Annotated in this window: 21 protein-coding genes; 10 read left to right on the forward strand and 11 right to left on the reverse strand. The window is 56.1% G+C overall.

The window, feature by feature from the left end; genetic code table 11:
• Window positions 1–6: 6 nt before the first annotated feature.
• A complete protein-coding gene (locus AC1RJ3_RS23340) occupies window positions 7–1,104 on the forward strand; it encodes an amino acid ABC transporter permease (protein ID WP_054593890.1) in 1,098 nt (365 codons plus the stop codon).
• A gap of 10 nt (window positions 1,105–1,114) precedes the next feature.
• On the forward strand, window positions 1,115–1,879 hold the full coding sequence (locus AC1RJ3_RS23345) for an amino acid ABC transporter ATP-binding protein (RefSeq protein ID WP_008053474.1): 765 nt from the start codon (window positions 1,115–1,117) through the stop codon (window positions 1,877–1,879).
• Between the two features lie 58 nt (window positions 1,880–1,937).
• On the opposite strand, the gene AC1RJ3_RS23350 is transcribed toward AC1RJ3_RS23345, so the two are convergent.
• The gene (locus tag AC1RJ3_RS23350; RefSeq protein ID WP_347927939.1) at window positions 1,938–2,420 is read right to left on the reverse strand and encodes a type II toxin-antitoxin system MqsA family antitoxin; all 483 of its coding nucleotides are present in this window, start codon (window positions 2,418–2,420) and stop codon (window positions 1,938–1,940) included.
• Window positions 2,417–2,728: a type II toxin-antitoxin system MqsR family toxin gene (locus AC1RJ3_RS23355; RefSeq protein WP_493080750.1), complete on the reverse strand. Its 312-nt coding sequence runs from the start codon at window positions 2,726–2,728 to the stop codon at window positions 2,417–2,419. Before AC1RJ3_RS23355 ends, AC1RJ3_RS23350 begins: the two co-directional genes overlap by 4 nt.
• Before the next feature lie 166 nt (window positions 2,729–2,894).
• Between AC1RJ3_RS23355 and AC1RJ3_RS23360 the strand changes: the two genes are divergently transcribed.
• The 5 genes from AC1RJ3_RS23360 (at window position 2,895) to AC1RJ3_RS23380 (ending at window position 6,827) form a co-directional block, all read left to right on the forward strand.
• Complete coding sequence (locus tag AC1RJ3_RS23360) at window positions 2,895–3,554, forward strand: FadR/GntR family transcriptional regulator (protein WP_103315706.1); 660 nt, start codon at window positions 2,895–2,897, stop codon at window positions 3,552–3,554.
• Entirely contained in the window at window positions 3,544–4,860 is a 1,317-nt protein-coding gene (locus tag AC1RJ3_RS23365; RefSeq protein ID WP_493080752.1) for a CynX/NimT family MFS transporter, read from the forward strand. The genes AC1RJ3_RS23360 and AC1RJ3_RS23365 overlap by 11 nt, the downstream gene beginning before the upstream one ends.
• A 113-nt stretch (window positions 4,861–4,973) precedes the next feature.
• A complete protein-coding gene (locus AC1RJ3_RS23370) occupies window positions 4,974–5,444 on the forward strand; it encodes a nuclear transport factor 2 family protein (protein WP_054593887.1) in 471 nt (156 codons plus the stop codon).
• Between the two features lie 39 nt (window positions 5,445–5,483).
• A complete protein-coding gene (locus AC1RJ3_RS23375) occupies window positions 5,484–5,804 on the forward strand; it encodes a GIY-YIG nuclease family protein (RefSeq protein ID WP_054593886.1) in 321 nt (106 codons plus the stop codon).
• An 87-nt stretch (window positions 5,805–5,891) separates the two neighbouring features.
• Entirely contained in the window at window positions 5,892–6,827 is a 936-nt protein-coding gene (locus AC1RJ3_RS23380; RefSeq protein WP_493080755.1) for a glutathione S-transferase family protein, read from the forward strand.
• Between the two features lie 162 nt (window positions 6,828–6,989).
• Here the strand turns inward: AC1RJ3_RS23380 and AC1RJ3_RS23385 are convergent, their stop codons facing one another.
• Together AC1RJ3_RS23385 and yejK are read right to left on the reverse strand one after the other, a co-directional pair.
• Window positions 6,990–7,340: a glutaredoxin family protein gene (locus AC1RJ3_RS23385; protein WP_493080757.1), complete on the reverse strand. Its 351-nt coding sequence runs from the start codon at window positions 7,338–7,340 to the stop codon at window positions 6,990–6,992.
• Window positions 7,340–8,344, reverse strand: coding sequence for a nucleoid-associated protein YejK (yejK, locus tag AC1RJ3_RS23390; RefSeq protein WP_054593883.1), 1,005 nt, complete (start codon window positions 8,342–8,344; stop codon window positions 7,340–7,342). Before yejK ends, AC1RJ3_RS23385 begins: the two co-directional genes overlap by 1 nt.
• 396 nt (window positions 8,345–8,740) lie before the next feature.
• On the opposite strand from yejK, the gene AC1RJ3_RS23395 reads away from it, so the two are divergent.
• Window positions 8,741–9,022, forward strand: coding sequence for an HU family DNA-binding protein (locus tag AC1RJ3_RS23395; protein WP_007905514.1), 282 nt, complete (start codon window positions 8,741–8,743; stop codon window positions 9,020–9,022).
• A gap of 147 nt (window positions 9,023–9,169) precedes the next feature.
• Here AC1RJ3_RS23395 and rlmF read toward each other — a convergent pair whose 3' ends face one another.
• Window positions 9,170–10,192 (reverse strand): 23S rRNA (adenine(1618)-N(6))-methyltransferase RlmF, encoded by a 1,023-nt coding sequence (gene rlmF / locus AC1RJ3_RS23400; RefSeq protein ID WP_123585122.1) that lies wholly within the window; start codon window positions 10,190–10,192, stop codon window positions 9,170–9,172.
• Window positions 10,193–10,460: 268 nt separating this feature from the next.
• Between rlmF and AC1RJ3_RS23405 the strand changes: the two genes are divergently transcribed.
• Window positions 10,461–10,889, forward strand: coding sequence for a hypothetical protein (locus AC1RJ3_RS23405; RefSeq protein ID WP_493080759.1), 429 nt, complete (start codon window positions 10,461–10,463; stop codon window positions 10,887–10,889).
• A 409-nt stretch (window positions 10,890–11,298) separates the two neighbouring features.
• Here the strand turns inward: AC1RJ3_RS23405 and AC1RJ3_RS23410 are convergent, their stop codons facing one another.
• Window positions 11,299–16,479 carry an RHS repeat domain-containing protein gene (locus AC1RJ3_RS23410; RefSeq protein WP_493080761.1) on the reverse strand — a complete coding sequence of 1,727 codons (5,181 nt, stop codon included), beginning with the start codon at window positions 16,477–16,479 and terminating at the stop codon, window positions 11,299–11,301.
• Between the two features lie 493 nt (window positions 16,480–16,972).
• Window positions 16,973–19,819: a valine--tRNA ligase gene (locus AC1RJ3_RS23415; RefSeq protein ID WP_493080763.1), complete on the reverse strand. Its 2,847-nt coding sequence runs from the start codon at window positions 19,817–19,819 to the stop codon at window positions 16,973–16,975.
• Window positions 19,820–20,413: 594 nt separating this feature from the next.
• Between AC1RJ3_RS23415 and AC1RJ3_RS23420 the strand changes: the two genes are divergently transcribed.
• Window positions 20,414–20,719 carry a hypothetical protein gene (locus tag AC1RJ3_RS23420; RefSeq protein ID WP_347927933.1) on the forward strand — a complete coding sequence of 102 codons (306 nt, stop codon included), beginning with the start codon at window positions 20,414–20,416 and terminating at the stop codon, window positions 20,717–20,719.
• Window positions 20,720–21,147: 428 nt separating this feature from the next.
• Here AC1RJ3_RS23420 and AC1RJ3_RS23425 read toward each other — a convergent pair whose 3' ends face one another.
• From AC1RJ3_RS23425 to AC1RJ3_RS23440, 4 genes are all read right to left on the reverse strand, one after another.
• Complete coding sequence (locus tag AC1RJ3_RS23425) at window positions 21,148–22,023, reverse strand: Ig-like domain-containing protein (RefSeq protein WP_493080765.1); 876 nt, start codon at window positions 22,021–22,023, stop codon at window positions 21,148–21,150.
• 185 nt (window positions 22,024–22,208) lie between these two features.
• The gene (locus AC1RJ3_RS23430; RefSeq protein ID WP_493080767.1) at window positions 22,209–22,649 is read right to left on the reverse strand and encodes a DNA polymerase III subunit chi; all 441 of its coding nucleotides are present in this window, start codon (window positions 22,647–22,649) and stop codon (window positions 22,209–22,211) included.
• A gap of 7 nt (window positions 22,650–22,656) precedes the next feature.
• Entirely contained in the window at window positions 22,657–23,085 is a 429-nt protein-coding gene (locus tag AC1RJ3_RS23435) for a DNA polymerase III subunit chi (RefSeq protein ID WP_054593879.1), read from the reverse strand.
• A gap of 60 nt (window positions 23,086–23,145) precedes the next feature.
• Window positions 23,146–24,636: a leucyl aminopeptidase gene (locus AC1RJ3_RS23440; protein ID WP_054593878.1), complete on the reverse strand. Its 1,491-nt coding sequence runs from the start codon at window positions 24,634–24,636 to the stop codon at window positions 23,146–23,148.
• Window positions 24,637–24,769: the final 133 nt, after the last annotated feature.

A 24,769-nucleotide genomic window follows, 5' to 3' on the forward strand; every position in this document is an offset into this window, starting at 1 on the left:
AAGCGCATGACGACTCATATTTTCAAACCTGACATGCCACCGCCAGGCACCAGAATCGGTATCTTGGCGTGGATGCGCGAGCACATGTTTTCCAGTTGGATCAACACGCTGCTCACGCTGTTCGCGTTCTACCTGATTTATCTGGTAGTGCCGCCGATCCTGCACTGGGCGATTCTGGATGCCAACTGGGTGGGCACCACGCGCGCCGACTGCACCAAGGAAGGCGCTTGCTGGGTGTTCATTCAGCAGCGTTTTGGCCAGTTCATGTACGGGTATTACCCGCCTGAACTGCGCTGGCGTGTCGACCTGACCGTGTGGTTGGCGGTCATTGGCGTGGCTCCGTTGTTCATCTCGCGCTTCCCGCGTAAAGCGGTGTACGGGCTGAGCTTTCTGGTGCTCTATCCGATCGTTGCCTACATCCTGCTGCACGGTGACATTCTTGGCCTGACCAACGTTGCAACCAGTCAATGGGGCGGCCTGATGCTGACCCTGGTGATCGCCACGGTCGGTATTGTCGGTGCGTTGCCGCTGGGGATCATGCTGGCGCTGGGGCGTCGCTCGAACTTGCCGGCGATTCGCGTGGTCTGCGTGACCTTCATCGAGTTCTGGCGCGGCGTGCCGTTGATCACGGTGCTGTTCATGTCCTCGGTGATGCTGCCGTTGTTCCTGCCAGAAGGCATGAACTTCGACAAGTTGCTGCGGGCCTTGATCGGGGTGATCCTGTTCCAGTCGGCCTACGTGGCCGAAGTGGTGCGCGGTGGTCTGCAAGCGATTCCCAAAGGTCAGTACGAAGCCGCAGCCGCGATGGGCCTCGGTTACTGGCGCAGCATGGGCCTGGTGATTCTGCCGCAAGCCCTGAAGCTGGTGATTCCGGGTATCGTCAACACCTTCATTGCGCTGTTCAAGGACACGAGCCTGGTGATCATCATCGGCCTGTTCGACTTGCTCAACAGCGTCAAGCAAGCCGCCGCCGACCCGAAATGGCTGGGCATGGCCACTGAAGGCTATGTATTCGCGGCCCTGGTGTTCTGGATTTTCTGTTTTGGTATGTCCCGCTATTCCATGCATTTGGAACGCAAGCTGGACACTGGCCACAAGCGTTAGGAGTTTTGTGATGAGTGAAGCGATCAAACAGCCTGTGAGCCCTGAAGGCATTATTCAGATGCAGGGCGTGAACAAGTGGTACGGCCAGTTCCACGTATTGAAAGACATCAACCTGAACGTCAAGCAAGGCGAGCGTATCGTTCTGTGCGGGCCGTCCGGTTCGGGCAAGTCGACCACCATTCGCTGTCTCAACCGTCTGGAAGAGCACCAGCAGGGCCGCATCGTGGTCGATGGTGTAGAGCTGACCAACGACCTGAAACAGATCGAAGCGATTCGTCGCGAAGTCGGCATGGTGTTCCAGCACTTCAACCTGTTCCCGCACCTGACCATCCTGCAGAACTGCACGCTGGCACCGATGTGGGTGCGCAAGATGCCCAAGCGCAAGGCGGAAGAAATTGCCATGCATTACCTGGAACGCGTACGCATTCCAGAGCAGGCGCACAAGTATCCGGGGCAATTGTCCGGTGGTCAGCAACAGCGTGTGGCGATTGCCCGCGCGCTGTGCATGAAGCCGAAAATCATGCTGTTCGACGAACCGACTTCGGCACTCGATCCAGAGATGGTGAAAGAGGTTCTGGACACCATGATCGGCCTGGCCGAAGACGGCATGACCATGCTCTGCGTGACCCACGAAATGGGCTTCGCACGGACCGTGGCCAACCGCGTGATCTTCATGGACAAGGGCGAAATCGTCGAACAGGCTGCGCCGAACGACTTCTTCGACAACCCGCAGAACGAACGCACCAAGCTGTTCCTGAGCCAGATCCTGCATTGATCAAAGCCAGGCAGTGAAATAAACCCGGACCTGTTCCGGGTTTATTTTTGTCCGGGGTTTAAGGCGGGGTAACACCTTCGTGTTCTTGATCCCTCATTTCCAGCCGTTGGCGCAGATCCTGACCTTCATTCAGTGATTGCACTTCAGCCATCAGGTGAGGGTGACGATCAAGCAGGCGCATCAGCATGAACAGCGGCTGAGGAGGAGCGATTTCGCCACGCTCGTAGCGGGAAAAGGCATTGTGCCCACCGCCTGACAGCAATTTCACTGCCTCTTTTTGCGTAAGGTGCAGTTTGCGGCGGATGCGTTTCATCTCGGCTGCCATGAGCTGCCGGGAGTCCTCGAGCAATTGATCACTCGCATCGGAGTAACGTTCTGCACTGCCGTCGTCGAATTCGATTTCACTACAGGCTTGGCATTCCCATCCGGAAATATCGTGCACCTGACGCGTCAACTGTCTGAAGTCGATGGTGAAGCTTCGCCCGTCGAAATGCTGCATCCCGTCCTGGGTACCGCAGCTGAAGCATTGCCGTGTTTTCATGTGTCTCTCTCCTTGAAGGAGATTACCGGAGGACCACCGCCTGGGCGGCAGGTCACCTTGAGGTAAATCTCCCTATCACGAATTCTTGTGTGGTAGACGTCCTGCCATATCTGATAGTCCGCGTAAGTTGTCATGGATTTGTAGAGCATCTTCTGCTCCAGGGCGCAGACGATTTGCTGCATTTGGGCAAGGCTCAAATCGAGCCTTCGACCGCCTTCCCGTGCACTCCCGGTAAACGCTTTTGGACCTAGCCTTACTACCTCCGCCTTGACCACTGACAGGTCGTAATGAGGTGTGTTCTTTTCCATAAGAGACCTTGCACCTTGAGATACAAATTACCCTTAAAGGGTAATTTTAACAATCGAAAATCCCGCTCCCTTTCCTGCCTCCTAACCCTAGAAGCTTGTCCTCTCGGACGAAGCTGACTAACATGTCAGAAAATTCATCCTATGATTGGATGAAAGGGCGAATTCAATGACAGACACATCCCCACTGGTGAAGCGTTCTCTGGTCGATCAGGCCCTTGAGCAGTTGCGCCTGCGCATCAACAACGGCACCTGGTCAGTCGGTCAGCGCCTGCCCACTGAACCTGAACTGGCGACCGAGCTGGGTATCAGCCGCAACACCGTGCGCGAAGCCATGCGGGTGTTGGCGTTTTCCGGCTTGATCGAGATCCGGCAGGGCGACGGCAGTTACCTGCGGGCGGTCGTCGACCCGCTCGACACGATGAAAGCCTTGTCCCGCTGCTCCCACGAGCAGGCCCGGGAAACCCGACACATCCTCGAGGTCGAGGCCATCGGTCTGGCGGCGTTGCGTCGTACCGATGAAGACCTCATCGCACTGCGTGAAGCCCTGGGTGTCAGCGGCAGTCACTACCACGGCGATCTCGATAGCTACATTGCCTGCGACCTGGTGTTCCACCGGCGTTTGGTGGACGCCGCGCATAACCCGACGCTTAGCGAGTTGTATCGCTATTTCTCCAGCATCATCGGCGCGCAACTGCGCCAGACCCTCAACATCACTCCCAGACGTCAGGAGGTGTTCGATCTGCATATCGAACTGCTCGATGCCGTCGAGCAGCGCGATCCGGAACGGGCCAAAGCCATTTCCAGGCAGTTGATCAATGAACCTTGAAACCGAGAACCTCATGTCCAGCCAGCAGGCGAATACCAGCAGCACGACCCAACTCAAACGCACGGCTGAGCTCGAAGAGCTGTTGATCGATGCCGAGGCCGATGACGAACAGGTCCAGCAAAGTCATCCGGTTTTACGTCGCCCGTGGTTGTTGTTGCTGGGGCTGATTCTGGTGGCGCTGAACCTGCGCCCGGCGCTGTCGAGCATGGCGCCGCTGCTTAGCGAGGTGTCGAAAAGCCTCGGGCTGTCGGCGGCCCAGGCCGGTTTGCTGACCACCTTGCCGGTGCTTTGCCTTGGGCTGTTCGCGCCGCTGGCACCGCTGCTGGCGCGGCGCTTTGGCGCCGAGCGAGTGGTGCTGGGGATTTTGCTGGCGCTGGCTGGCGGGATCATTCTGCGCAGTTCGTTCGGTGAGATCGGACTGTTCGCCGGCAGCATTCTGGCCGGCGCGAGCATTGGCGTGATCGGTGTGCTGCTACCGGGCATCGTCAAACGTGATTTTGCCAAACACGCAGGCACCATGACCGGCGTTTACACCATGGCCCTGTGCCTGGGCGCGGCCATGGCGGCGGGTGCGACGGTGCCCTTGAGCCAGCATTTCGACGAAAGCTGGGCGCTCGGCCTGGGCTTCTGGGTGATTCCGGCGCTGGTCGCGGCGATGTTCTGGTTGCCGCAAGTTGGCCAGAAATACGGCGCGCACAATGTGGCGTATCGGGTGCGCGGTTTGCTGCGTGATCCGCTGGCCTGGCAAGTGACCCTTTACATGGGCCTGCAATCCTCGCTGGCCTACATCGTCTTCGGTTGGTTGCCGTCGATCCTGATCGGCCGTGGCCTGACCCCGACCCAAGCCGGGCTGGTGCTGTCCGGCTCGGTAATCATCCAGTTGGCCAGTTCGCTGGCGGCACCGTGGCTGGCGACGCGCGGCAAGGATCAGCGACTGGCGATCGTCGTCGTCATGCTCCTGACCCTCGGCGGTCTGTTCGGCTGCCTCTATGCGCCGATCGAAGGCCTGTGGGGCTGGGCGATTCTGCTCGGACTGGGGCAGGGCGGTACGTTCAGCCTGGCGCTGACCCTGATCGTGCTGCGTTCGCGCGATGCCCATGTGGCGGCCAACCTGTCGAGCATGGCCCAGGGGTTCGGCTATACGTTGGCCTCAATGGGACCTTTTGCGGTCGGTTTGGTACATGACTGGACCGGCGGCTGGACCGCGTTGGGCTGGATCTTCGGGGTTATTGGCCTAGGCGCGATCATCGCCGGTCTCGGTGCCGGGCGTTCTCTGTACGTACAGGTCGAAAGCGAACGCGTTTGAAGCCAGCGCAGTGCCGATATTCCTGATGCGAATGTCGGTAGTTTTCCCTGCATTGGCAGATTATCGTGCAGGGATCTTTCGAAGCCATTTTTACCCATGCAGGGAGCCTGCCCATGAGTGATGCCAACCGCGCCTTGATCACCCAGTTCTATCAAGCTTTCCAGCGGCTGGATGCCGAGGCCATGAGCGCCTGCTACACCGACGACGTGGTGTTCAGTGATCCGGCGTTCGGCGAACTGCGTGGGCGCGATGCCGGCGACATGTGGCGCATGCTCACGACTCGCGCCAAAGACTTTTCCCTGACCTTCGATAACGTCCGCGCCGATGAGCGTACGGGCGGTGCGCATTGGGTGGCGACCTACCTGTTCAGCCAGACCGGCAACACGGTGGTCAACGACATTCAGGCGCGATTTGTTTTCCGTGACGGCAAGATCTGCGAGCACCACGACCATTTCGATCTGTGGCGCTGGTCGCGTCAGGCATTGGGTTTCAAAGGTCTGTTGCTGGGCTGGACACCATTGGTGGGCAACGCTGTGCGCGCACAGGCCTTGAAAGGCTTGAAGGCGTTCCAGGCCAGTCGCTGATAAGATCGCGGCTTGTTTCCTACAAGCCTTGATCGTCACGTGAACACCTTGAGCGAAGTCTCCGTCAGCGACCCTGCAACCCCACCCGCGCAGAGCAAACCCTGGTTCGTCTATCTGGTTCGTGCGGCCAACGGTTCGCTGTACTGCGGGATCAGTGACGACCCTGTCCGGCGTTTTGCCACTCATCAAAGCGGTAAAGGTGCGCGTTTCTTCCTCTCAAGCCCGGCTGTTGCCTTGGTGTACACCGAAGCCTGCCGCGATAAAAGCGAAGCACTGCGTCAGGAACGCCTGATCAAAAAACTCAAGAAAAGCGCCAAGGAATGTCTGGTGGCGAGCGCCTCTGCGGGTTTATCAATCTGACTGATAAGTGCCCATCAGGCAGATGGGTAGGCCGCTATTCGATTGCGCGCTAAGCTGCTGACATCTAACACCAGCGGCGGGCCCAGCATGCCAGAGTTGATTCTTCACCATTACCCAACTTCCCCCTTTGCAGAAAAAACCCGACTGTTGCTCGGTTTCAAAGGCTTGTCCTGGCGTTCCGTGATGATCCCGCGAATGATGCCAAAACCCGATTTGACCGCACTGACCGGTGGTTACCGCAAGACCCCAGTGTTGCAGATTGGCGCCGATATCTACTGCGACACCGCGTTGATTGCCCGCCGTCTGGAACAGGAAAAGGCTTCGCCTGCATTGTTCCCGGAAGGTCGGGAGATGATCACTGCGAGCTTTGCCGCCTGGGCTGATTCGGTGGTGTTTCAGCATGCGGTGAGCCTGGTGTTCCAGCCAGAATCGGTGGCGGTGCGTTTTGCCAAGTTGTCTCCAGAAGCGATCAAGGCATTTGTCGCTGACCGTGCCGGGTTGTTCAGCGGTGGCAGCGCTACGCGGTTGTCGGCCGAGCAGGCCAGGCATCAATGGCCGACGATCATGGCGCGGCTTGAGCAGCAATTGCAGCGCGAGGACGGTGATTACCTGTTTGGTGAACCTTCGATTGCCGACTTCGCCATGGCTCACCCGTTGTGGTTCCTCAAGGACACACCGGTGACGGCACCGTTGGTCGATGTTTATCCGGCGGTGTCGGCATGGCTGGTTCGGGTCATGGGCTTCGGGCATGGTGCATTCAGCGAAATGACCTCTGAAGAGGCGCTGGAGGTTTCGCGTCATTCAACACCAGCGGCTTTGCCGGATGAGCAATTCGATGAACCCAACGGCTTCAAGGCCGGCCAGCAAGTAGTCATTGCGGCGACTGACTATGGCGTTGATCCGGTCGTAGGTGAGTTGCTGTTTGTAGGGCGCGAAGAACTGATCCTGCGCCGCGAAGATGAGCGGGGCGGGCTGGTGCATGTGCACTTCCCGCGGTTTGGCTTTCGCATCGAGGCACGCTGACCCGGGCACGGGCATTTGTGGCGAGGGAGCTTGCTCCCGTCGGCCGGTCCGCGTTCGGGCGAAGCAGTCATAGAAATGGTATTCGCGTTTTGCCTGACAGAACCGGTTTACCTGTTTGCGAGCGCTGCGCACTCGAGCGGGAGCAAGCTCCCTCGCCACAGTCTATTTCAGGGCAGTGAGGATCGCCTCAGGCTCATAACCGCGGATCAATGTGCCGTTCACGTCCAGCATCGGTATTCCGCGTCCACCCAGCGCTTCATAAGTCTTGCGCGCTTCGGCATCTTTCTCGATGTCGAACTCGCGGTAAGGAATGCCTTTCTGGTCGAGAAAGCGCCGGGTCAGTTTGCAGTAACCGCACCAGTCGGTGGCGTAGAGCACGACCCTGGCATTGGCCTGGGTCTGCTCGGACACCACTTGTGAAGGATTGAACACCCGCTCGATCTTGCCCCAGTTCTGGTAGGCCACAACCGCCAGCAGGATCAGCAGGAATTTCTTCAGTACGCCGTTCAGCATCAGTTGCGGCGCTTCAGCTGATCGGTCAGCTGGGTCGGCAGGCCCTTGATGATCAGCGTGCCGGCTTCTTCGTCGTATTCGATCTTCGAGCCCAGCAGGTGCGCTTCGAAGCTGATGGACAGGCCTTCGGCGCGGCCGGTGAAGCGGCGGAACTGATTCAGGGTGCGTTTGTCTGCCGGGATCTCTGGCGACAGGCCGTAATCCTTGTTGCGGATGTGATCGTAGAACGCTTTCGGGCGTTCTTCGTCGATCAGCTCAGACAACTCTTCGAGGCCCATCGGTTCGCCGAGTTTTGCCTGGCTGCTGGCGTAGTCGACCAGGGTCTTGGTCTTCTCGCGGGCGGACTCTTCCGGCAGGTCTTCGCTTTCGACGAAGTCACTGAACGCCTTGAGCAGGGTGCGGGTTTCACCCGGACCGTCGACGCCTTCCTGGCAGCCGATGAAGTCGCGGAAATACTCCGAAACCTTCTTGCCGTTCTTGCCCTTGATGAACGAAATGTACTGCTTGGACTGCTTGTTGTTCTGCCACTCGGACACGTTGATTCGCGCTGCCAGGTGCAACTGGCCAAGATCCAGGTGGCGGGACGGCGTCACGTCGAGCTGGTCAGTCACCGCCACGCCTTCGCTGTGGTGCAGCAGTGCGATAGCCAGGTAGTCGGTCATGCCTTGCTGATAGTGCGCAAACAGCACGTGGCCGCCGGTCGACAGGTTGGATTCTTCCATCAACTTTTGCAGGTGTTCCACTGCAACGCGGCTGAACGCCGTGAAGTCCTTGCCGCCGTCGAGGTATTCCTTCAGCCAGCCGCTGAACGGGTGCGCGCCGGACTCGGCATGGAACAAACCCCAGGCCTTGCCTTGTTTGGCGTTATAGCTTTCGTTGAGGTCGGCGAGCATATTCTCGATGGCCGTGGACTCAGCAAGTTCGGAGTCGCGGGCGTGGAGAACTGCAGGAGTGCCGTCGGGTTTTTTGTCGATCAGGTGGACGATGCAATGACGGATCGGCATGGGCTTCTCGGCTGATTGAAGAGAGGAGGGCGTGCTCCCCCAAAAAAGTGCCCAGTGTACCGCACCTGCTGGTTTTGGCGGTGCTTGAAGGGTGTTCGAGGCGTGTCTGACCGGGCTTATGCGCTTTTTTCCGGATTTAGAGCAATAAAGCTGACCAAATGGGTAGGTAGAGGCGGATATTTCCCCGTCTCTGTGCTAGTTTTGCCCGGTCTTACGCGAAGTCACTGCGTTAAGCGTGCATTCAGCATTTGTCAGGTCGAACCAAACCCTGATTTCGGCATCTATAACCCCGACCCGTCGGTGTTGTAGCCGAGGGTGCCAGATCCAGAAGATCGGGCTCGATGGCTGACACTGCACTCTGCAATCCATATGAATTTGATAGGGAAGGAACACCACATGGCTCTTACTAAAGACCAACTGATCGCCGATATCGCTGAAGCTATCGACGCGCCAAAAACCACCGCGCGTAACGCTCTGGACCAACTGGGCCAAATCGTTGCTGATCAACTGGAAAACGGCGGCGAAATCACTCTGCCAGGTATCGGCAAGCTGAAAGTGACCGAGCGTCCTGCCCGTACCGGCCGCAACCCTTCGACTGGCGCTGCCATCGAAATCGCTGCCAAGAAAGTTATCAAGCTGGTCGTGGCTAAAGGCCTGACTGACGCTGTTAACAAGTAAGACCGCAGTAAAAAAAACCGTGCGCCGGGACAACCCGGGCACGGTTTTTTTGTATCCGCTATTCAGCAAATGCTGCAAGCCAATGTGGGAGCGAGCAAGCGAACGTCGCCCGGCCCTCCCCACAGTTGATCTGCGTTGGTCAGTTACTCAGCTCTTGCGAACCCAGCGTTCGCGCCAGACCTGCTGCTCGGATTTAGTCTGGAAGGTCCAGGCGACAAAACGGCTTTGCTTCTGCCCCTGAGACATTTCCACGACCTGGCTCTCCAGTACGCCGGCCTTTTTCAGTGCGGTCTGGATGGCAGGCAGGTTTGAGGCTTTCGAGACAAGGGTGCTGAACCACAGCACTTTGTGCTGAAAGTGCGCGCTCTCGGCGATCAGTTGCGTCACAAACCGTGCTTCGCCACCTTCACACCACAGTTCGGCCGATTGGCCACCAAAGTTCAGCACCGGCAGCTTGCGCTTCGGGTCGGCGCGGCCCAGTGCGCGCCATTTACGCTCGCTGCCCTTGGTAGCTTCGTCCATCGAGGCGTGGAACGGCGGGTTGCACATGGTCAGGTCAAAGCGTTCGCCGGGTTCGAGCAGACCCAGCAAAATGTGCTTGGGATTGCTTTGCTGGCGCAACTGGATGGCTTTGTTCAACCCGTTGGACTGCACGATGGCTTTGGCGGCGGCCACGGCGGTCGGGTCGATTTCCGAGCCGAGGAAGTGCCAGCGGTAGTCGCTGTAGCCGATCAACGGATAGACGCAGTTGGCGCCCATGCCGATATCGAGCACCTTGACCGGCGCGCCCCGAGGGATCTCGCCATCGTTAACGCTAGCCAGCAGGTCCGCGAGGAAGTGCACATAGTCGGCACGCCCCGGCACTGGCGGGCACAGGTAATCGGCTGGAATATCCCAATGGGCAATGCCGTAGAACGACTTGAGCAGTGCCCGGTTGAACACCCGCACCGCATCCGGGCTGGCGAAGTCGATGCTCTCTTTGCCGTAGGGATTGATGATCACGAACTTCGCCAGCTCAGGCGTGGTCTTGATCAGCGCCGGGAAGTCGTAACGGCCCTGATGGCGGTTGCGCGGGTGCAGGCTGGCCTTCTCGCGCGGCTCGACGGCTTTGGCCGGGGTTGCGGGTTTTGGCTTTTGGCGCGGGGCTTTGGGTTTGCTAGGGGCGGTCATGGGAAGTCGATTCAGGGTTTTGGCTCAAAGTGGCGAGTATTGTCCCACATCTTCGGCTGGAAAACGGGACTCCACTTTTGGAAATGCGAGGTGCGGTAGTGGGCGCTTCCTTCCCCGAAATAGCATAGTTAGAATTGAGGTTATTTCTTATTGGTCTGATCGACTGTTAGTTTTGACAGTGGACGATATTTTTAACGGTGTTAAATTTTTCGTTGAGGAAAAATAATTGCCTCTCTCGCATTTTAGATAACTAATAAGGATGTTGGATATGAACAGATTTTTTTTACTGGCCGGAGCAATGTCGTTGTCAATGAGCGTACTGGCTATTGATGGCTCTCCCAAAGAGAACAATCCTCCAGGCACCGTGAAGGCGGAGTCAGGAGCGGGGGCTAATATTTACACTCTGGGTGATGAGTGGAGTGGTTATACTAGCCCGCTTACTATTGAGGCAGGCAAGTCAACGTACAATGTTGGCACCCTCCTTCAAATCGAGAATAAAGGAGAAAAGCCTACGACTGTAAAATCGATTAATACTAACTTGAATGCTGATGTCGAATTGCCCGGAAAAGCCAATCTGCAATTTAAGTTTGATGGGGCAAAGTGGGTGTCTCAAGGGGTGCGTAAATATAGTGATCCTCTTCCTCCTGGCGCTCTGCCTGACGGTCAGCAGAATATCTCTCCGCCAAGCGCGGGCTGAGCAGAGTTGATTAACACTATTAATCGACCCGATTAATGTGCCGGGCCCTGAAATAGATATGAATCTGTTTCAGGGCCCGGCATTTTCTTTCATTGAAAAATTGGCTATCCGTACAAGCTGTTCCACTAACTTTTTCAAGATCTGTTCGGTTTTGGCCTTGTTGTTATTCTGACAGCCTGGCTCAACTGTTTTATCGAGTGGTCAGATTTCTTCGGTGATGAACGAGTGAGGCACACGCGACGGCACTTCCAATACCATCAGGCCTAAATCGCCGGAATATCCAATTAGAAAAAATGCCAGTCAGTTTAACTGACTGGCAAGAGGTCTGCGTGGGTCTTCCCTTTGTTCCAGCGTTAACCTATCTGGCACGACGCCCGAGTTGATGGAGCATTCCGTCCCTGCTGCTCCATTACCATGCGCCGATGGCTCGCCGAATACTTTGGACGAGAGGCGGTGTGTCGTACGCCATGGTGCCCCGACAAAAGTTTCCGACAATTCGGTCGTAGTGGTAGCCTTGGCGAGTTACTTCAGTCATCAGATCACTTAGCAATACCATGCTGGTCGGCCTCAGTATGTCGGCATTGAGTTGCTTGGCCAGCTCCTTCAATATGGGTTGATAATTTGACGGGAGAGAACCAATTTTTACGTGTTCGGCGACGGTGAATTCGTCAAGGATATAGTTAGGGATATCCGTCGCACCAGGCGGATGCCTGTAAGCTGTTCTTCCCAGTACTCGTGTCTCCCAGTTCGTGCCGACATCAGCAGCCTTGACGCCTGGAGCGGAGCGAAATTGAAACTCGGCTGACAGGGGGGAGAGCACGTGTTCTGAGGCCATCGCGGTGCCATGAGCATCAATGTATAAAATCCGACTGTCCAAGCCACCACTGTAGAGTTCGTAGGTTGAGTTAACAGGCTTTCCTTCCAGCAAGGCGTTGACATTCCCTGTGGTGGAGTCCCCGGCTGGCAAATTCCCTCTGCGGTAGATCGTTCCTTGTGCGATTCGTTGTGACGCTGGCAGGTTGCTTTGTGCCAGCCTGAAGCTGGCCCTTGCCGCTACCTTGGCCCCCAGAGCACCTGCCCCGGCACTGGCAAACCCGGTTCCTAGCGAGGCCCAGCCAAACGCTGTCGCCAATTTTGGATCGCTGTCCTGTAAAGCCGCCGACGCGATGCCAAACCCGGCGGAAACAATTGCAATCCCTACGGCCGCTGCTGTCCAGCCGATTGAGGCGCCGCCGGTAAAAGGCGCCAGCAAGATACCCACAGAACCGAATAACACCGCTTGCACTATGGGATCCCGTATCGCGGGACCATGGGTGACTACGGTATATTGATGAACAATTTCTGCTTGCCCACTGGGGTCGCTATAGTTCACTGGATCGTTGTGGCAGTAACTGCGGTTGTTCGCACCGCCTTTGCCAAAGGGGCTGAATTTGTCCCGGGTTTGAAAGCGCTGATAGTCAGGGTCGTAAACTCTTACACCATTGCCCAAGTGATAACAGCCGGTGACACGATCGATAGGCTGGCCATTGAAGCCAATCCAAGAATGGTGCGCCCAGTCATAGGGGCGATACCCAAAGGGCGTGTAGGCAAAAATGGTTGAGCTGTTGTCGAGAAGGTTGTGGCTGGCAATTACTGTGCCCTTGATGTCCTTGATCTCAAAGCTGTGACTGACGATTGAATTGCCATCGATCTTCTGCGTGTTTTGCTGCAGTACACAAGCGGCACTTTTGTTGAGCTGCACGGAGGTGCGATAATGCCATTGACCGTTAGTTATGAAGACCCCTTTACGTGCATATTGATTGTCACCCTGATAATAGAACTGCTCGTAATAATCGTTGCCGGCACAACCTACTAGCTGGCGAAGATTGTTGTACGAGAATTCGTATGTACCCTTCGGCAATTTTAGTCTGCCCAACCGTCCAAGTTCGTTGTATTGCAACTGCTCGCCGTTGTTATAACTCAGGTTGCCTTGGCCATCGTAGCTAAAGGTGCAAGTCCGATTGGTTCTGTCGGGTTTCCCTCGAGTAGCACTGACCAGTTGAGTCCGGTCCGTTCCATCATACTGGTACGTGTCTTGAAAGCTTCCACCGTTTGAAATGTTGTCGCACTGTTCTAGATTGCCGGCGATGTCGTATGTGAAAGACTGCTTGTCCAGTACCAGCCCCTCAGGTGTAACAGGTTTGCGTGATCCCTCACAAGAGTAGGTCGCCAACTGTCCTTTGTCGTTATAGGCGAAGCTCTCCTTTCGCAGTAACGTCGAACCCTCATGCAGTGCCATGCTGGCTATTTGAGATGAGCTGTTGTAATCCTGAATGATCGTCAATGTGCTGAAGCCTATGACTTCAAACTTACGTTGAATTTCCCGGTCTTTGTCGTCGTAGGTGAAGCTTGTGACCATTGACCGCTTTTCGACCAGATTCTCCAGGATTTCTGTTTTTAACCGGCCAGCACTGTCGTAGTTGAAACTAACTTTGGCTGTTGCACTTGAAGTACTGCTCATGCGCCCTTGAGCGTCATAGTTGAATGTGGTGGTATTACCAAATGCATCCGTTTCACTCAGCACCATGCCACGTAATGATCGGATGTAATGAACCTTGCTGGTGATATTCTCACTGCCACGCTCAATGCCGCCGGTGGTGGTCTCCATCGTCAGGTTCAGCTTCGGGTCATGGGCGGTGGTGAGGGTGATTGGAATCGCCTGTTGCATTTCGCTGTTCGGTTTGCTATCAGACTTGCCCCAGTCGCTGCTATTTGTATAGGTGAAGTTGGTGGTCCGCCCACCGACCGTGGTTTTCGTCACGCGTCCCAGGCTATCCACCGTGCGTGACCCTAACTCACAACGCTCTGTCCCGGACACCAGGCGAGCAGCACTGGCTGTGGTACTCAGGGTATGGGCAGGATAGTCATTGATGGTTGTCTCGTTTGCGGCAGTAACATCAGTCGGCCGCCCAAAATTATCGTAGATGTATCGGCGTTCAGGAGCGTTGGAGAAGGACTCTTCGGTGAGTTTCCCCAAAGCGTCATAGTGGGCGGTGCGTGAGTTTAGCAATTGGCCATTGACGAAAGTACAGGTTTCCTGTCTACGTGCACCTCCCGGCTCATCAAATACTATTGAAATGCTTCCACTATGGCATGTGCCGTAGGTGGTCCAATGTGTGTGCTGCCGTAAGATGGGGTCATACTCGTCACCCTGAGTAGCGCCGCCTACCCATTTGATCTTGGAAACAGCCCCCCAATCGTCATACTCCAGATTCCGCGTGCTGCTCAAAAATAGTGTGCCGTCCGGTCGGTAGTCATTCTCCGTGATCTTGCTTTCACGTCCCTGTGAGTCGTAATCGGTTTTGGCCAGGGTCAGCCAGGTGTTGTCATCTGAATGAAGACGCTGGGTTTGAGTCCGGCGCCCCAATGAATCGTATACCTCGCGGGTTTGTTCGCCGTTGGTGCTGGTACGAGTCACGGTACTTTCTTTTGCTGAGTCCTCATACTTCAGACTGGTCGTAGCGTAGGGCTTGTCCTCGTTCCCGTAATCGGCCTGCTCGGTCATCCGTCCCTGTTGGTCGTACTTATACGTAGTCTTGTTTCCATGGGTATCGGTGGCTTCCAATAACTGGCCAGTGAGAGCCAGAGTGGTTTGTTTTTGCTTGATGGCCGGGGTATTGCCAGCGGTGATGCTCGTGGCGGTGATCAGTTGGCCATTTACCGGTACGTATAAGAACGCAGTGACCACGGTTGAGCCAGCAACGGCATTGCCAGCTGCGTCCAGGATTTTCTGGGTGGTAGATTTCACCCGGCCATGATCGGCAGATTTCACGTCAGTGAAGTACTGAGTTTCTTCCACCGTCATGCTGTCGTTTTGCCAGGAGGCGAGTTTTTGTCCAGTAGAATCGGTAACAGGGTTGTGGATAGTCAGCTTGACCGTGGGGCGGATCGCCGGGCCTTTAGCCTCCGTCCCTTCTTTAAGCGGTAATTCGCCGTAGCCAAAAAAAGTCCAGCGCAAATCGTTTCGTTTACCGTCTTTAACGGTGTACACCTTTTCTGATTCGACGTAGACCCTGAAGTAATTGGGGTCTCCGTGGCAGACAATGTCCACCGGCAGGTTGAAGGTTTTTTTGCCGGTATCGGTGACAAAGGGCGAGTGGGTGACGGTGCGAACTTCACGGGTACCCCAGGTCAGGCCCGCTTTGCTGTAAGTATCGAAATACCGGCCGATGGGGTTCGAGTAGTCACCAATCCAGCCGGCTACCACCGCTAGGCTAGGGGGCTCGTGATAGGTTTCTTCCTTGACTAAAATTGACTCTCTTGGTGCGCCTTGGTAGTAGGTCCACTCCGTAGTGACTCCTTTTTCGGTTTTGGCGATTATGTTACCCAGCAGATCCAGACTGACGCTGACTTGTTCAGAACGGGTTTGCCCGCCTGGATTCTCGAAGGTTGTTGTGGTGATGTTTTCAATTTTGCCGGGTTTTTTTTCTGTTGCCGGATTGGTAGAGAGATCCATGTCGCTGGGCGTAAAGGTGCGCATCACTTCAATTGTTTTTTTGCACTTGCAGTGAGTCACTACTTCTTTGGTTTGTTGGTGTTCAGCATTGAAATAATGCTGATGGGTCGTTCCTGAATTGTTGACAATAGTGGTTACGGATTCGGTACCGAGTATTTCATAGGTGTAAACTTCCTCACTTGTCGTGAATGCTCCGGCTGTGCGGGTGTGTTTGGACACCTTTTCATTGGTGTAGGTAATGGACTCTGTGAGGCCGGATGAGTGTTTTATTACACTTATTTCATAGTCGTTATTGGTGTATTCGACTTCGGTTGTATAAGTATCGACGGTATGCGTGATTTTGTTAAGGCGGCGAAGCGATACACTCGACTCGACGACCGGGCCGTCAGGCACCGGCATTTCGAATGCGCCTGTTTCGAGTGTGTAAAAGTAATGGCGTGGCGTGTTCGGCCAAACGTCAATGGTGGCGTATAATTGTTTTTCAATGGTCTGGTGGGTTATCTTCAGGAGAGTTGAAGATTCATCTGCGATAGACTCTAGTCTGAAACCGGTGGTCCGGCCATGTGTATAGCTATCGTCTACGTACTCCGCCCATTTCAGGGTAATTGAACGGCCAGAAGAGGAGATTATTGTAGTTGGTAAATAATATATGATAGAAATGCCAAACCATGTTGCTGCATAGCCACTTAGTAGCTCGATGTTGCCATTTTTATGAGTGACTCTAGCATGTCCTGATGCGTCCTGTTCTAAATTCACAATTGCGTTTGGGGTGTAAAGTTGTGTGCTTTTCAGTCTCCAGGCTTCTCCACTTGCCATATGGACGTCAGTCACAGTTGGTGTGAAGGTATCAAGGGGCGAGGGTGGGTACATTACGGCATGGGTAATGTTGAGTCGCAAGGACCAATTCGCATAACAACTCCCTGCGTATTCTGGGTTGTAATGTAAACCAACATCCAGAGATGGACCGGCTTGGTCGTTCCCAACCAATTCAGCAATATCAACATATGTATGAAATTTTCCCGTTTCTGGAGAAACGCCATGTATCTTTGGGCTTAGCGTGTCAAGAAGTCTTTGTTGTTTAGTGTCCGAAGTCATGGGTCATTTTCTCCGTTGAAAAGTCGAAGATGGGTGCTTTCAGGATTTTGCGTTGAGTGGGCGTGCGTACGCCCACTTTTTGACTCGCTCGATGATTAGAGTAAGTAATTGGTTTTGATAGATGCTTGATTTTTTAATGATGGGTCCACGCGATGGCGCCGGGTACTGTTATAAATGACAGTTTTTTATAATGAATAATGCTAAAAAAGTTATCGTAAATAGCCATTTGTTTGGCTGGTTTTAATTGCGTACAGCCCAGCGAGGGGGCGGAAGATGAAACAGGCTCTGCTCAACAGCAGCATTACGGTGCAACAAGACCCCTGAGATGATCGAGCAGGAACTAGGGGCTGGACTGCAACTTGTTACGCTATCAAATGGTGGAAATGAACCGCCATTGATCATCGAAATATCCGATCAAAAAAAAATGCCAGTCAGCTGAGCTGACTGGCATTTTGGCTTGAGCGGGTCTTCTTTTTACTCGACCAGCCTTCTCTTACAAACTGGCAATCCGTGCATGCTGCTCGGCCAGCTTGCCCAAAGCCTGTTCGGCTTCGGCCAGTTTGGCGCGTTCTTTCTCGATAACGTCGGCCGGGGCCTTGTCAACGAATCCAGCGTTGGACAGCTTGCCGCCGACCCGCTGGACTTCACCTTGCAGGCGCTGGATTTCCTTGTCCAGGCGCGCCAGTTCGGCGTTTTTGTCGATCAGGCCGGCCATCGGCACCAGCACTTCCATCTCGCCCACCAGTGCGGTAGCAGACAGTGGTGCCTCTTCGCCTGCCGCCAACACGGTGATCGACTCGAGCTTGGCCAGCTTCTTCAGCAGGACTTCGTTCTCGGTGAGGCGACGCTGGTCTTCGGCATTGACGTTCTTCAGGAACAACGGCAGTGGTTTGCCCGGGCCGATGTTCATCTCGCCACGAATGTTACGCGTGCCAAGCATCAGGCCCTTGAGCCATTCGATGTCGTCTTCGGCGGCCTGATCGATGCGTGCCTCAACGGCCACTGGCCAAGGCTGCAGCATGATCGTCTTGCCTTGAACACCGGCCAGTGGCGCAATGCGCTGCCAGATTTCTTCGGTGATGAACGGCATGAACGGGTGGGCCAGACGCAAGGCGACTTCCAGCACGCGAACCAGCGTGCGGCGGGTGCCGCGTTGACGCTCTACGGCTGCGTTTTCGTCCCACAGCACCGGCTTGGAGAGTTCCAGGTACCAGTCGCAATACTGGTTCCAGATGAACTCGTACAAGGCTTGTGCCGCCAAGTCGAAACGGAACTGGTCGAGTTGGCGGGTCACTTCGGCTTCGGTGCGTTGCAGCTGCGAAATGATCCAGCGATCCGCCAGCGACAGCTCGTAGGCCTCGCCGTTCTGGCCGCAGTCTTCGCCCTTGTCCAGCACGTAGCGCGCAGCGTTCCAGATTTTGTTGCAGAAGTTGCGATAGCCTTCGACGCGGCCCATGTCGAACTTGATGTCGCGGCCGGTCGAGGCCAGCGAGCAGAACGTAAAGCGCAGGGCGTCGGTGCCGTAGCTGGCGATACCGTCGGCGAACTCTTCGCGGGTCTGCTTCTCGATCTTCTTCGCCAGTTTTGGCTGCATCAGGCCCGAGGTGCGTTTCTCTACCAGTGCTTCAAGCTCGATACCGTCGATGATGTCCAGCGGGTCCAGGACATTGCCCTTGGACTTGGACATTTTCTGGCCTTGGCCATCACGCACCAGACCATGCACATACACAGTCTTGAACGGAACCTGAGGCGTGCCGTCTTCGTTTTTCACCAAATGCATGGTGAGCATGATCATCCGGGCAACCCAGAAGAAAATGATGTCGAAGCCGGTCACCAGCACGTCGGTGGAGTGGAACTTCTTCAGGAATTCAGTTTGCTGCGGCCAGCCGAGGGTGGAGAACGTCCACAGGCCCGAGCTGAACCAGGTGTCGAGCACGTCGTTGTCCTGTTGCAGCGCAACGTCCGGGCCGAGGTTGTGCTTGGCACGCACTTCGGCTTCGTCGCGACCGACGTAGACTTTGCCCGACTCGTCATACCAGGCCGGAATCCGGTGGCCCCACCACAGCTGACGGCTGATGCACCAGTCCTGGATGTCGCGCATCCACGAGAAGTACATGTTTTCGTACTGCTTGGGCACGAACTGGATGCGGCCGTCTTCAACGGCAGCAATCGCAGGCTCGGCCAGCGGTTTGGTGGAAACGTACCATTGGTCGGTCAGCCACGGCTCGATGATGGTGCCGGAGCGGTCGCCTTTCGGTACTTTCAGCGCGTGATCGTCGACGCTGACCAGCAGGCCGGCGGCTTCGAACGCAGCAACGATTTCCTTGCGGGCCTGGAAACGGTTGAGGCCGGCGTATTCGGCGGGCAGCGTGCCGTCGATCTCTTCGTTGACGCTGCCATCGAGGTTGAAGACCTGGGCTGCTGGCAGCACCTCGGCGTTCTTGTCGAAGATGTTCAGCAGCGGCAGGTTGTGGCGCTTGCCGACTTCGTAGTCGTTGAAGTCGTGGGCCGGGGTGATTTTCACGCAGCCGGTGCCGAACTCGGGGTCGCAGTAATCGTCAGCGATGATCGGGATGCGGCGGCCAACCAGTGGCAACACGACATACTTGCCGATCAGGGCTTTGTAGCGTTCATCGTTCGGGTTAACCGCCACGGCGGCGTCGCCGAGCATGGTTTCCGGGCGAGTGGTCGCGACGATCAGGTAATCGTTGCCTTCAGCGGTCTTGGCGCCGTCGGCCAGCGGGTACTTCAGGTTCCACAGGAAACCTTTTTCGTCGTGGTTTTCCACTTCGAGGTCGGAAATCGCCGTGTGCAGCTTGGTGTCCCAGTTGACCAGACGCTTGCCGCGGTAGATCAGACCGTCTTCGTGCAGGCGCACGAAGGCTTCCTTGACCGCTTCCGAGAGGCCGTCGTCCATGGTGAAGCGCTCGCGGCTCCAGTCGACAGACGAGCCGAGGCGGCGGATTTGACGGCTGATGTTGCCGCCGGACTCATCCTTCCACTCCCAGACTTTCTCGAGGAATTTTTCACGGCCCAGATCGTGGCGATTCTGGCCCTTGGCTTCGAGCTGACGCTCCACCAGCATTTGCGTGGCGATACCGGCGTGGTCGGTGCCCGGTTGCCACAGGGTGTTGCGACCCTGCATGCGGCGGAATCGGATCAGGGCGTCCATGATCGCATTGTTGAAGCCATGGCCCATGTGCAGGCTGCCAGTGACGTTCGGCGGCGGGATCATGATGGTGTAGGACTCGCCCGCGCCTTGCGGGGCGAAATAATTCTCGGACTCCCAGGTGTTGTACCAGGAAGTTTCAATGGCGTGCGGCTGGTAGGTCTTATCCATGCGCGGCGGGACCCTATTGGCATTTATTCAGGAAAAGCCGGGAAGTATAGCGGGGCAGGGGGCGAAGGGCGAGTGAGTAATGCCCCGGCGATCCGTTCGTCGGTGCATTCGGTCTGTGCATGATTTTAGTGTTGACGGAGGGTGGAGAAGAAATTGTTCACATCCTGATCTCCACCTTATCAGGCGTGCGGTGAGATGCATTAGTTATAAGGCGATGCTCTGGCTATTTTTATTATTCTATCGAACTGTAATTTTTATTAGGGTGGGGAAAGTTGCGAATTGAAGTAAAGTCCTCGCAGGACTGGCCCTGCAGGGCTGTTGAGCAGGAAAGTGTTTGAATGTGTGGACTGTCAGGTTGAAATAAAGTGTAAGACTTCGGAAGGTTGTTTGTCTTGTCAACTGTCATTTGTGACAGTTGATGTCTGATTTCTGAGTTGCTAAGGTTGTTTGGCTTTCGATCCCCTATTTGGGTAGGAAGTTTAAATAAACCACTCCGGCGGAAAACGTATTGCATGAAAGTGGCTGTATATAGCCTGTGTGAGTTTTTGCATGCGATGAATGTGTTTGATGCCCAGTCTATAAAAGGTATTTGAGATGAGCGGACAAGGTGTTTTGACTACGATTAATATTGACGATAGTTATCAGCAAGGCAGGGGAGTGAAGTTGCCGCCGACGAATGATGTTACATCGACTGAAAATAAAGTTGTTGTGTGTAACAGGACGATTCATGAGTCGACCGTCCATAATGTGGATGGTAGTCAGCATTCAATTAATCCTGGGCATAACCTTGAGTTTACAGCGGCCAAAAATGATAGAAGCTGGCGTCTTTCATCTGGCAATACATATAATAATGAGAGTGGTGTCGGGTTCGTTACGCCTCCTCCTGGTTCAAAGGGTTAAATACTCTGTGCGCATAAAGTAGGTATTTGTTCAGTTGGGGAGGCTTTGCCTCCCTTTTTTTACTTATGTTTCGGTTGTTTAAATTTTTGAGGTCTGCGCTGGATGCTAGCTAAACTTAGCAATCAGTTCATGACTTGCGACGAATGAGCGGTCGGAGTTTGCTTTGGTCCGGCAGCGTTTTTCGAAGTGGAAGGCGGGCATCCATATACTCAGTTGCACTTGTGGGGTAAGAATGTTTTATATGCTAAGTCCCGCCGGTTTATACGCGAGCAGAGAGTGGCTTTTTATACTGCCTCCCTGCTGTGAACTCTTATAACGTTGATGTTTTTAACTCCCTCCTCCAAATATTGCTCGAAAGGGGAGGGGCTGATGGTCAACAAGTTTTTGCCCTCCAATCCCGCACCTTGCGCGGTCTCTATAGCTGGGCTCTATGGTCGGCTCACGGTCAGCGTGACACTCGTCCAGTCCGATACAGGTGCACCCGCCGTGTTGTACGCGATCAGTGCAATGTCTGATGTGTCAGAGGCAGAGACGCTGAGGTCTTGCGTCAGTTGCAATTCCCAGTCGCCAACTTTGTCGGCCGTTGGCTTGCCGAAAAGAGTGCTGCCGCCGGCTTGATAGACATAAACGACGATATCGGCGGCTGCCTTGCCCTTGAGTAGGGGGCGCAGGATGGTCACGGTGGTCGAACTGGTGACTGTGGGCGCGCTGCCGCTGGGCAGGGCGGTACTGCCCGAAGTAACGTTTACGGTCAGCGTGACACTCGTCCAGCCCGATACCGGTGCACCTGCCGTGTTGTACGCGATCAGTGCAATGTCTGATGTGCCAGAGGCAGAGACGCTGAGGTCTTGCGTCAGTTGCAATTCCCAGTCGCCATTTTTATCTGCGATTGCGCTGCCGAAAAGTCCGCCGTTGGCTTGATACACATGGACGGTGGCGTTGGCAGTCGCCTTGCCCTTGAGCAGGGGGCGCAGGGTGGTCACGGTGGTCGAACTGGTGACCGTGGGCGCGCTGCCGTTGGGCAGGGCTCCGGAGGAGAGCGCCTCTACGACGAAAGGGACGTTGTCGGCGTATACCGAAGTACCTTCAACGTAAGCCGAAATGGAGTACTCGCCCTCAGGCAAACTGACGGAGCTGCGCACTAGCCAGGAGCCATTTTTATCTGAGGTCGTTTTGGCTAGCACTAGCCCGGTTTTGGACTGGCAAACGTTAAGCGATTTCTCTGGTGCCGTTTTTCCTGAAAACAGAGGCTTGTCTTGGGGATGAAGCTTGGTAATGGGTTGAAATACGGTTATAGCGCTCATGTCATCGTCTCCTGCCGCAAAAGTGTGAAGGGATCACACTTGCGTTTTTTCAGGGACGTGCCTACTGTCAGAAATAACAGTTCAGACAAGCGGTCTAAGACGCGCCATCGCGAATGCGTGCAGTGTCGCGTTGTTGCGTGGCAGGCACGGCAGCGAACTGCCGTGGGGCTTCAAGCGAGGCGGACTCAGGACTGATATTGACTCAACAACCGCTCCATCCGCGCATCCAGCCGACGCTTTATCTCGGTTTCGATGTGCGGGGCGAAGTCGTCGATCACGTCTTGCATGATCAATTGCGCGGCGGCGCGCAGTTCGTCGTTCAGGTGCAGCATGACATCGGCGCCTTGCTGGACAGATGAGGTCGGAGCCGGAGCCGGAGCCGGAGCCGGAGCCGCGACAGGCGCAGGCGCGGGTGTCGGTGGTGGGGCAGGTGGTTCGATGATTTCAGCCTGCGGTTTGCCGCCGACCTGATCGAACAACATCGGAATCTGGCCTTCATCACTGACTTGCTCGACGGTGTCGGTCAGCAGCGGTGGTTGCAGGTTGTCATCGCCGAGCAACTGGCGGATCGACTCGAGGTCGTCCAGCAGGTGTGCGGACTTTTGCAGCTGGTTTGACGTGTCCATCATGTGCTCAGAGTCGCTGTAAACGGTGATCTTGCAGAGGATAGCCCTGTTCGCGGTAGAAACGGAAACTCTCCCGCGCGGCCTGACGAATAGCCGGGTCTTCAACCACCACTTCGGCCACACGGGCAAAGCGCTGGGCAAAAGACGGGACTTTGAGGTCAAGATTGACCAGCAAGTCCTGGTGTTGTCCTGGATCGTCTCCCAGACCAAGCACCACTAAACCGTCCGGTTCGTTTTCGGCGGGGCCGTGAGGCACGAAGCTTTCGCCTTTGAACGCCCACAGGCGTGCATCGAGATCGTCGCGTTGGGCGGCATCGCTGCAATGCAGGTAGATGCGGTGGCCCATGCGCCAGGCTTTTTCGGTGAGCTTGCAGGCAAAATCCAGCCGCGCTGAAGGATCGGCGCTGGGCAGGATATAGAAGTCGACTTTGGTCATTGCGGTTCCTGATGCCTGCGCGGCGTCATCCGCGGATGACGCCGTTCAGGATCTTCAGTTTCAGGCTTTGGCGCGGTCCAGCAGGTATTGGGTCAGCAATGGAACCGGACGGCCAGTGGCGCCCTTGTCCTTGCCGCCACTGGTCCAGGCCGTGCCGGCGATGTCCAGGTGCGCCCACTTCAGGTTCTTGGTGAAGCGCGACAGGAAGCAGGCCGCCGTGATGGTGCCGGCTTTCGGGCCGCCGATGTTGGCGATGTCGGCGAACGGGCTGTCCAGCTGTTCCTGGTACTCATCGAACAGCGGCAGTTGCCAGGCGCGGTCGTCAGCCTGTTGGCCCGCGCTCAGCAGCTGGCCGATCAGTTCGTCGTTGTTGCCCAGCAGGCCCGAGGTGTGGGCGCCGAGGGCGACGACGCAGGCGCCGGTCAGGGTCGCGATGTCGATCACCGCCTGTGGCTTGAAGCGTTCGGCGTAGGTCAGGGCGTCGCACAGCACCAGGCGGCCTTCGGCGTCGGTGTTGAGGATTTCCACGGTCTGGCCGCTCATGGTAGTGACGATGTCGCCAGGACGGGTCGCGCCGCCGCTTGGCATGTTCTCGGCGCAGGCCAGGATGCACACCAGGTTGATCGGCAGTTTCAATTCGAGCACTGCGTGCAAGGTGCCGAAGACGCTGGCCGAGCCGCCCATGTCGTACTTCATTTCATCCATGCCGGCGCCCGGCTTGAGGCTGATGCCGCCGGTGTCGAAGGTGATGCCCTTGCCGACCAGCACGTAAGGCTTCTCGGATTTCTTGGCGCCGTGGTATTGCATGACGATCAGGCGTGGCGGTTGATCGCTACCCTGGCCCACGGCGTAGAACGCGCCCATGCCCAGTTCCTTGATCTTCTTCTCATCGAGGATCTCGACCTTCAGGCCCTTGTTGGCCTTGCCCAGGCTCTTGGCCTGTTCGGCGAGGAAGCTTGGATGGCAGATATTTGGTGGCAGGTTGCCCAGGTCACGGGTGAAGGACATGCCGTTAGCGATTGCAGTGGCGTGAGTCACGGCGCGCTCGACTTCAGCCTGTGCGGCCTTGATGGTCAGCAGGGTGATTTTCTTCAGGGCGCGCGGATCAGCCTTCTGGCTCTTGAACTGCTCGAAGGTGTATTCGCCGTCGACCAGGGTTTCGGCCAGCAGGCGGGTCTTGCCGTAGCTGTCACGCCCTTTGACCGCGACTTCGTCCAGCGCCAGAGCGGCTTCGCTGCCACCCAGGCCTTTGAGGGAGTTCAGTACGCCGGCGATGATTTTGCGGAATGGACGGTCGCCCAGTTCGGCGTCTTTACCCACGCCAACCAGCAACACGCGTTCGGCCTTGAGGTTTGGCAGGCTGTGCAGCAACAGGCTCTGACCCACTTTGCCGGCCAGATCGCCGCGTTTGAGGACTGCGCTGATCGCGCCGCCGCAGAGCTCGTCGAGCTGCTTGGCGACCGTGCCGAGTTTGCGGTCTTCGCCGACGGCGACCACCAGAGTGGCGGTTTTCAACGTTTCTGGGCTAACGCTTTTTACAACCAGTTCCATGTCCGGGTCCCTGAATAAATGGTCAAAGTGCAGCGTGTTACGCGATGCGCGCACACGTTTGCCTATCTATAGAAAGACGCTGGTGCAGGCCAGCGACAAAGGCCGCAGTTTGAACCTCGCTCCGTGCGCCTGA

This window comes from Pseudomonas sp. GW822-FHT04C11 (assembly GCF_058800905.1).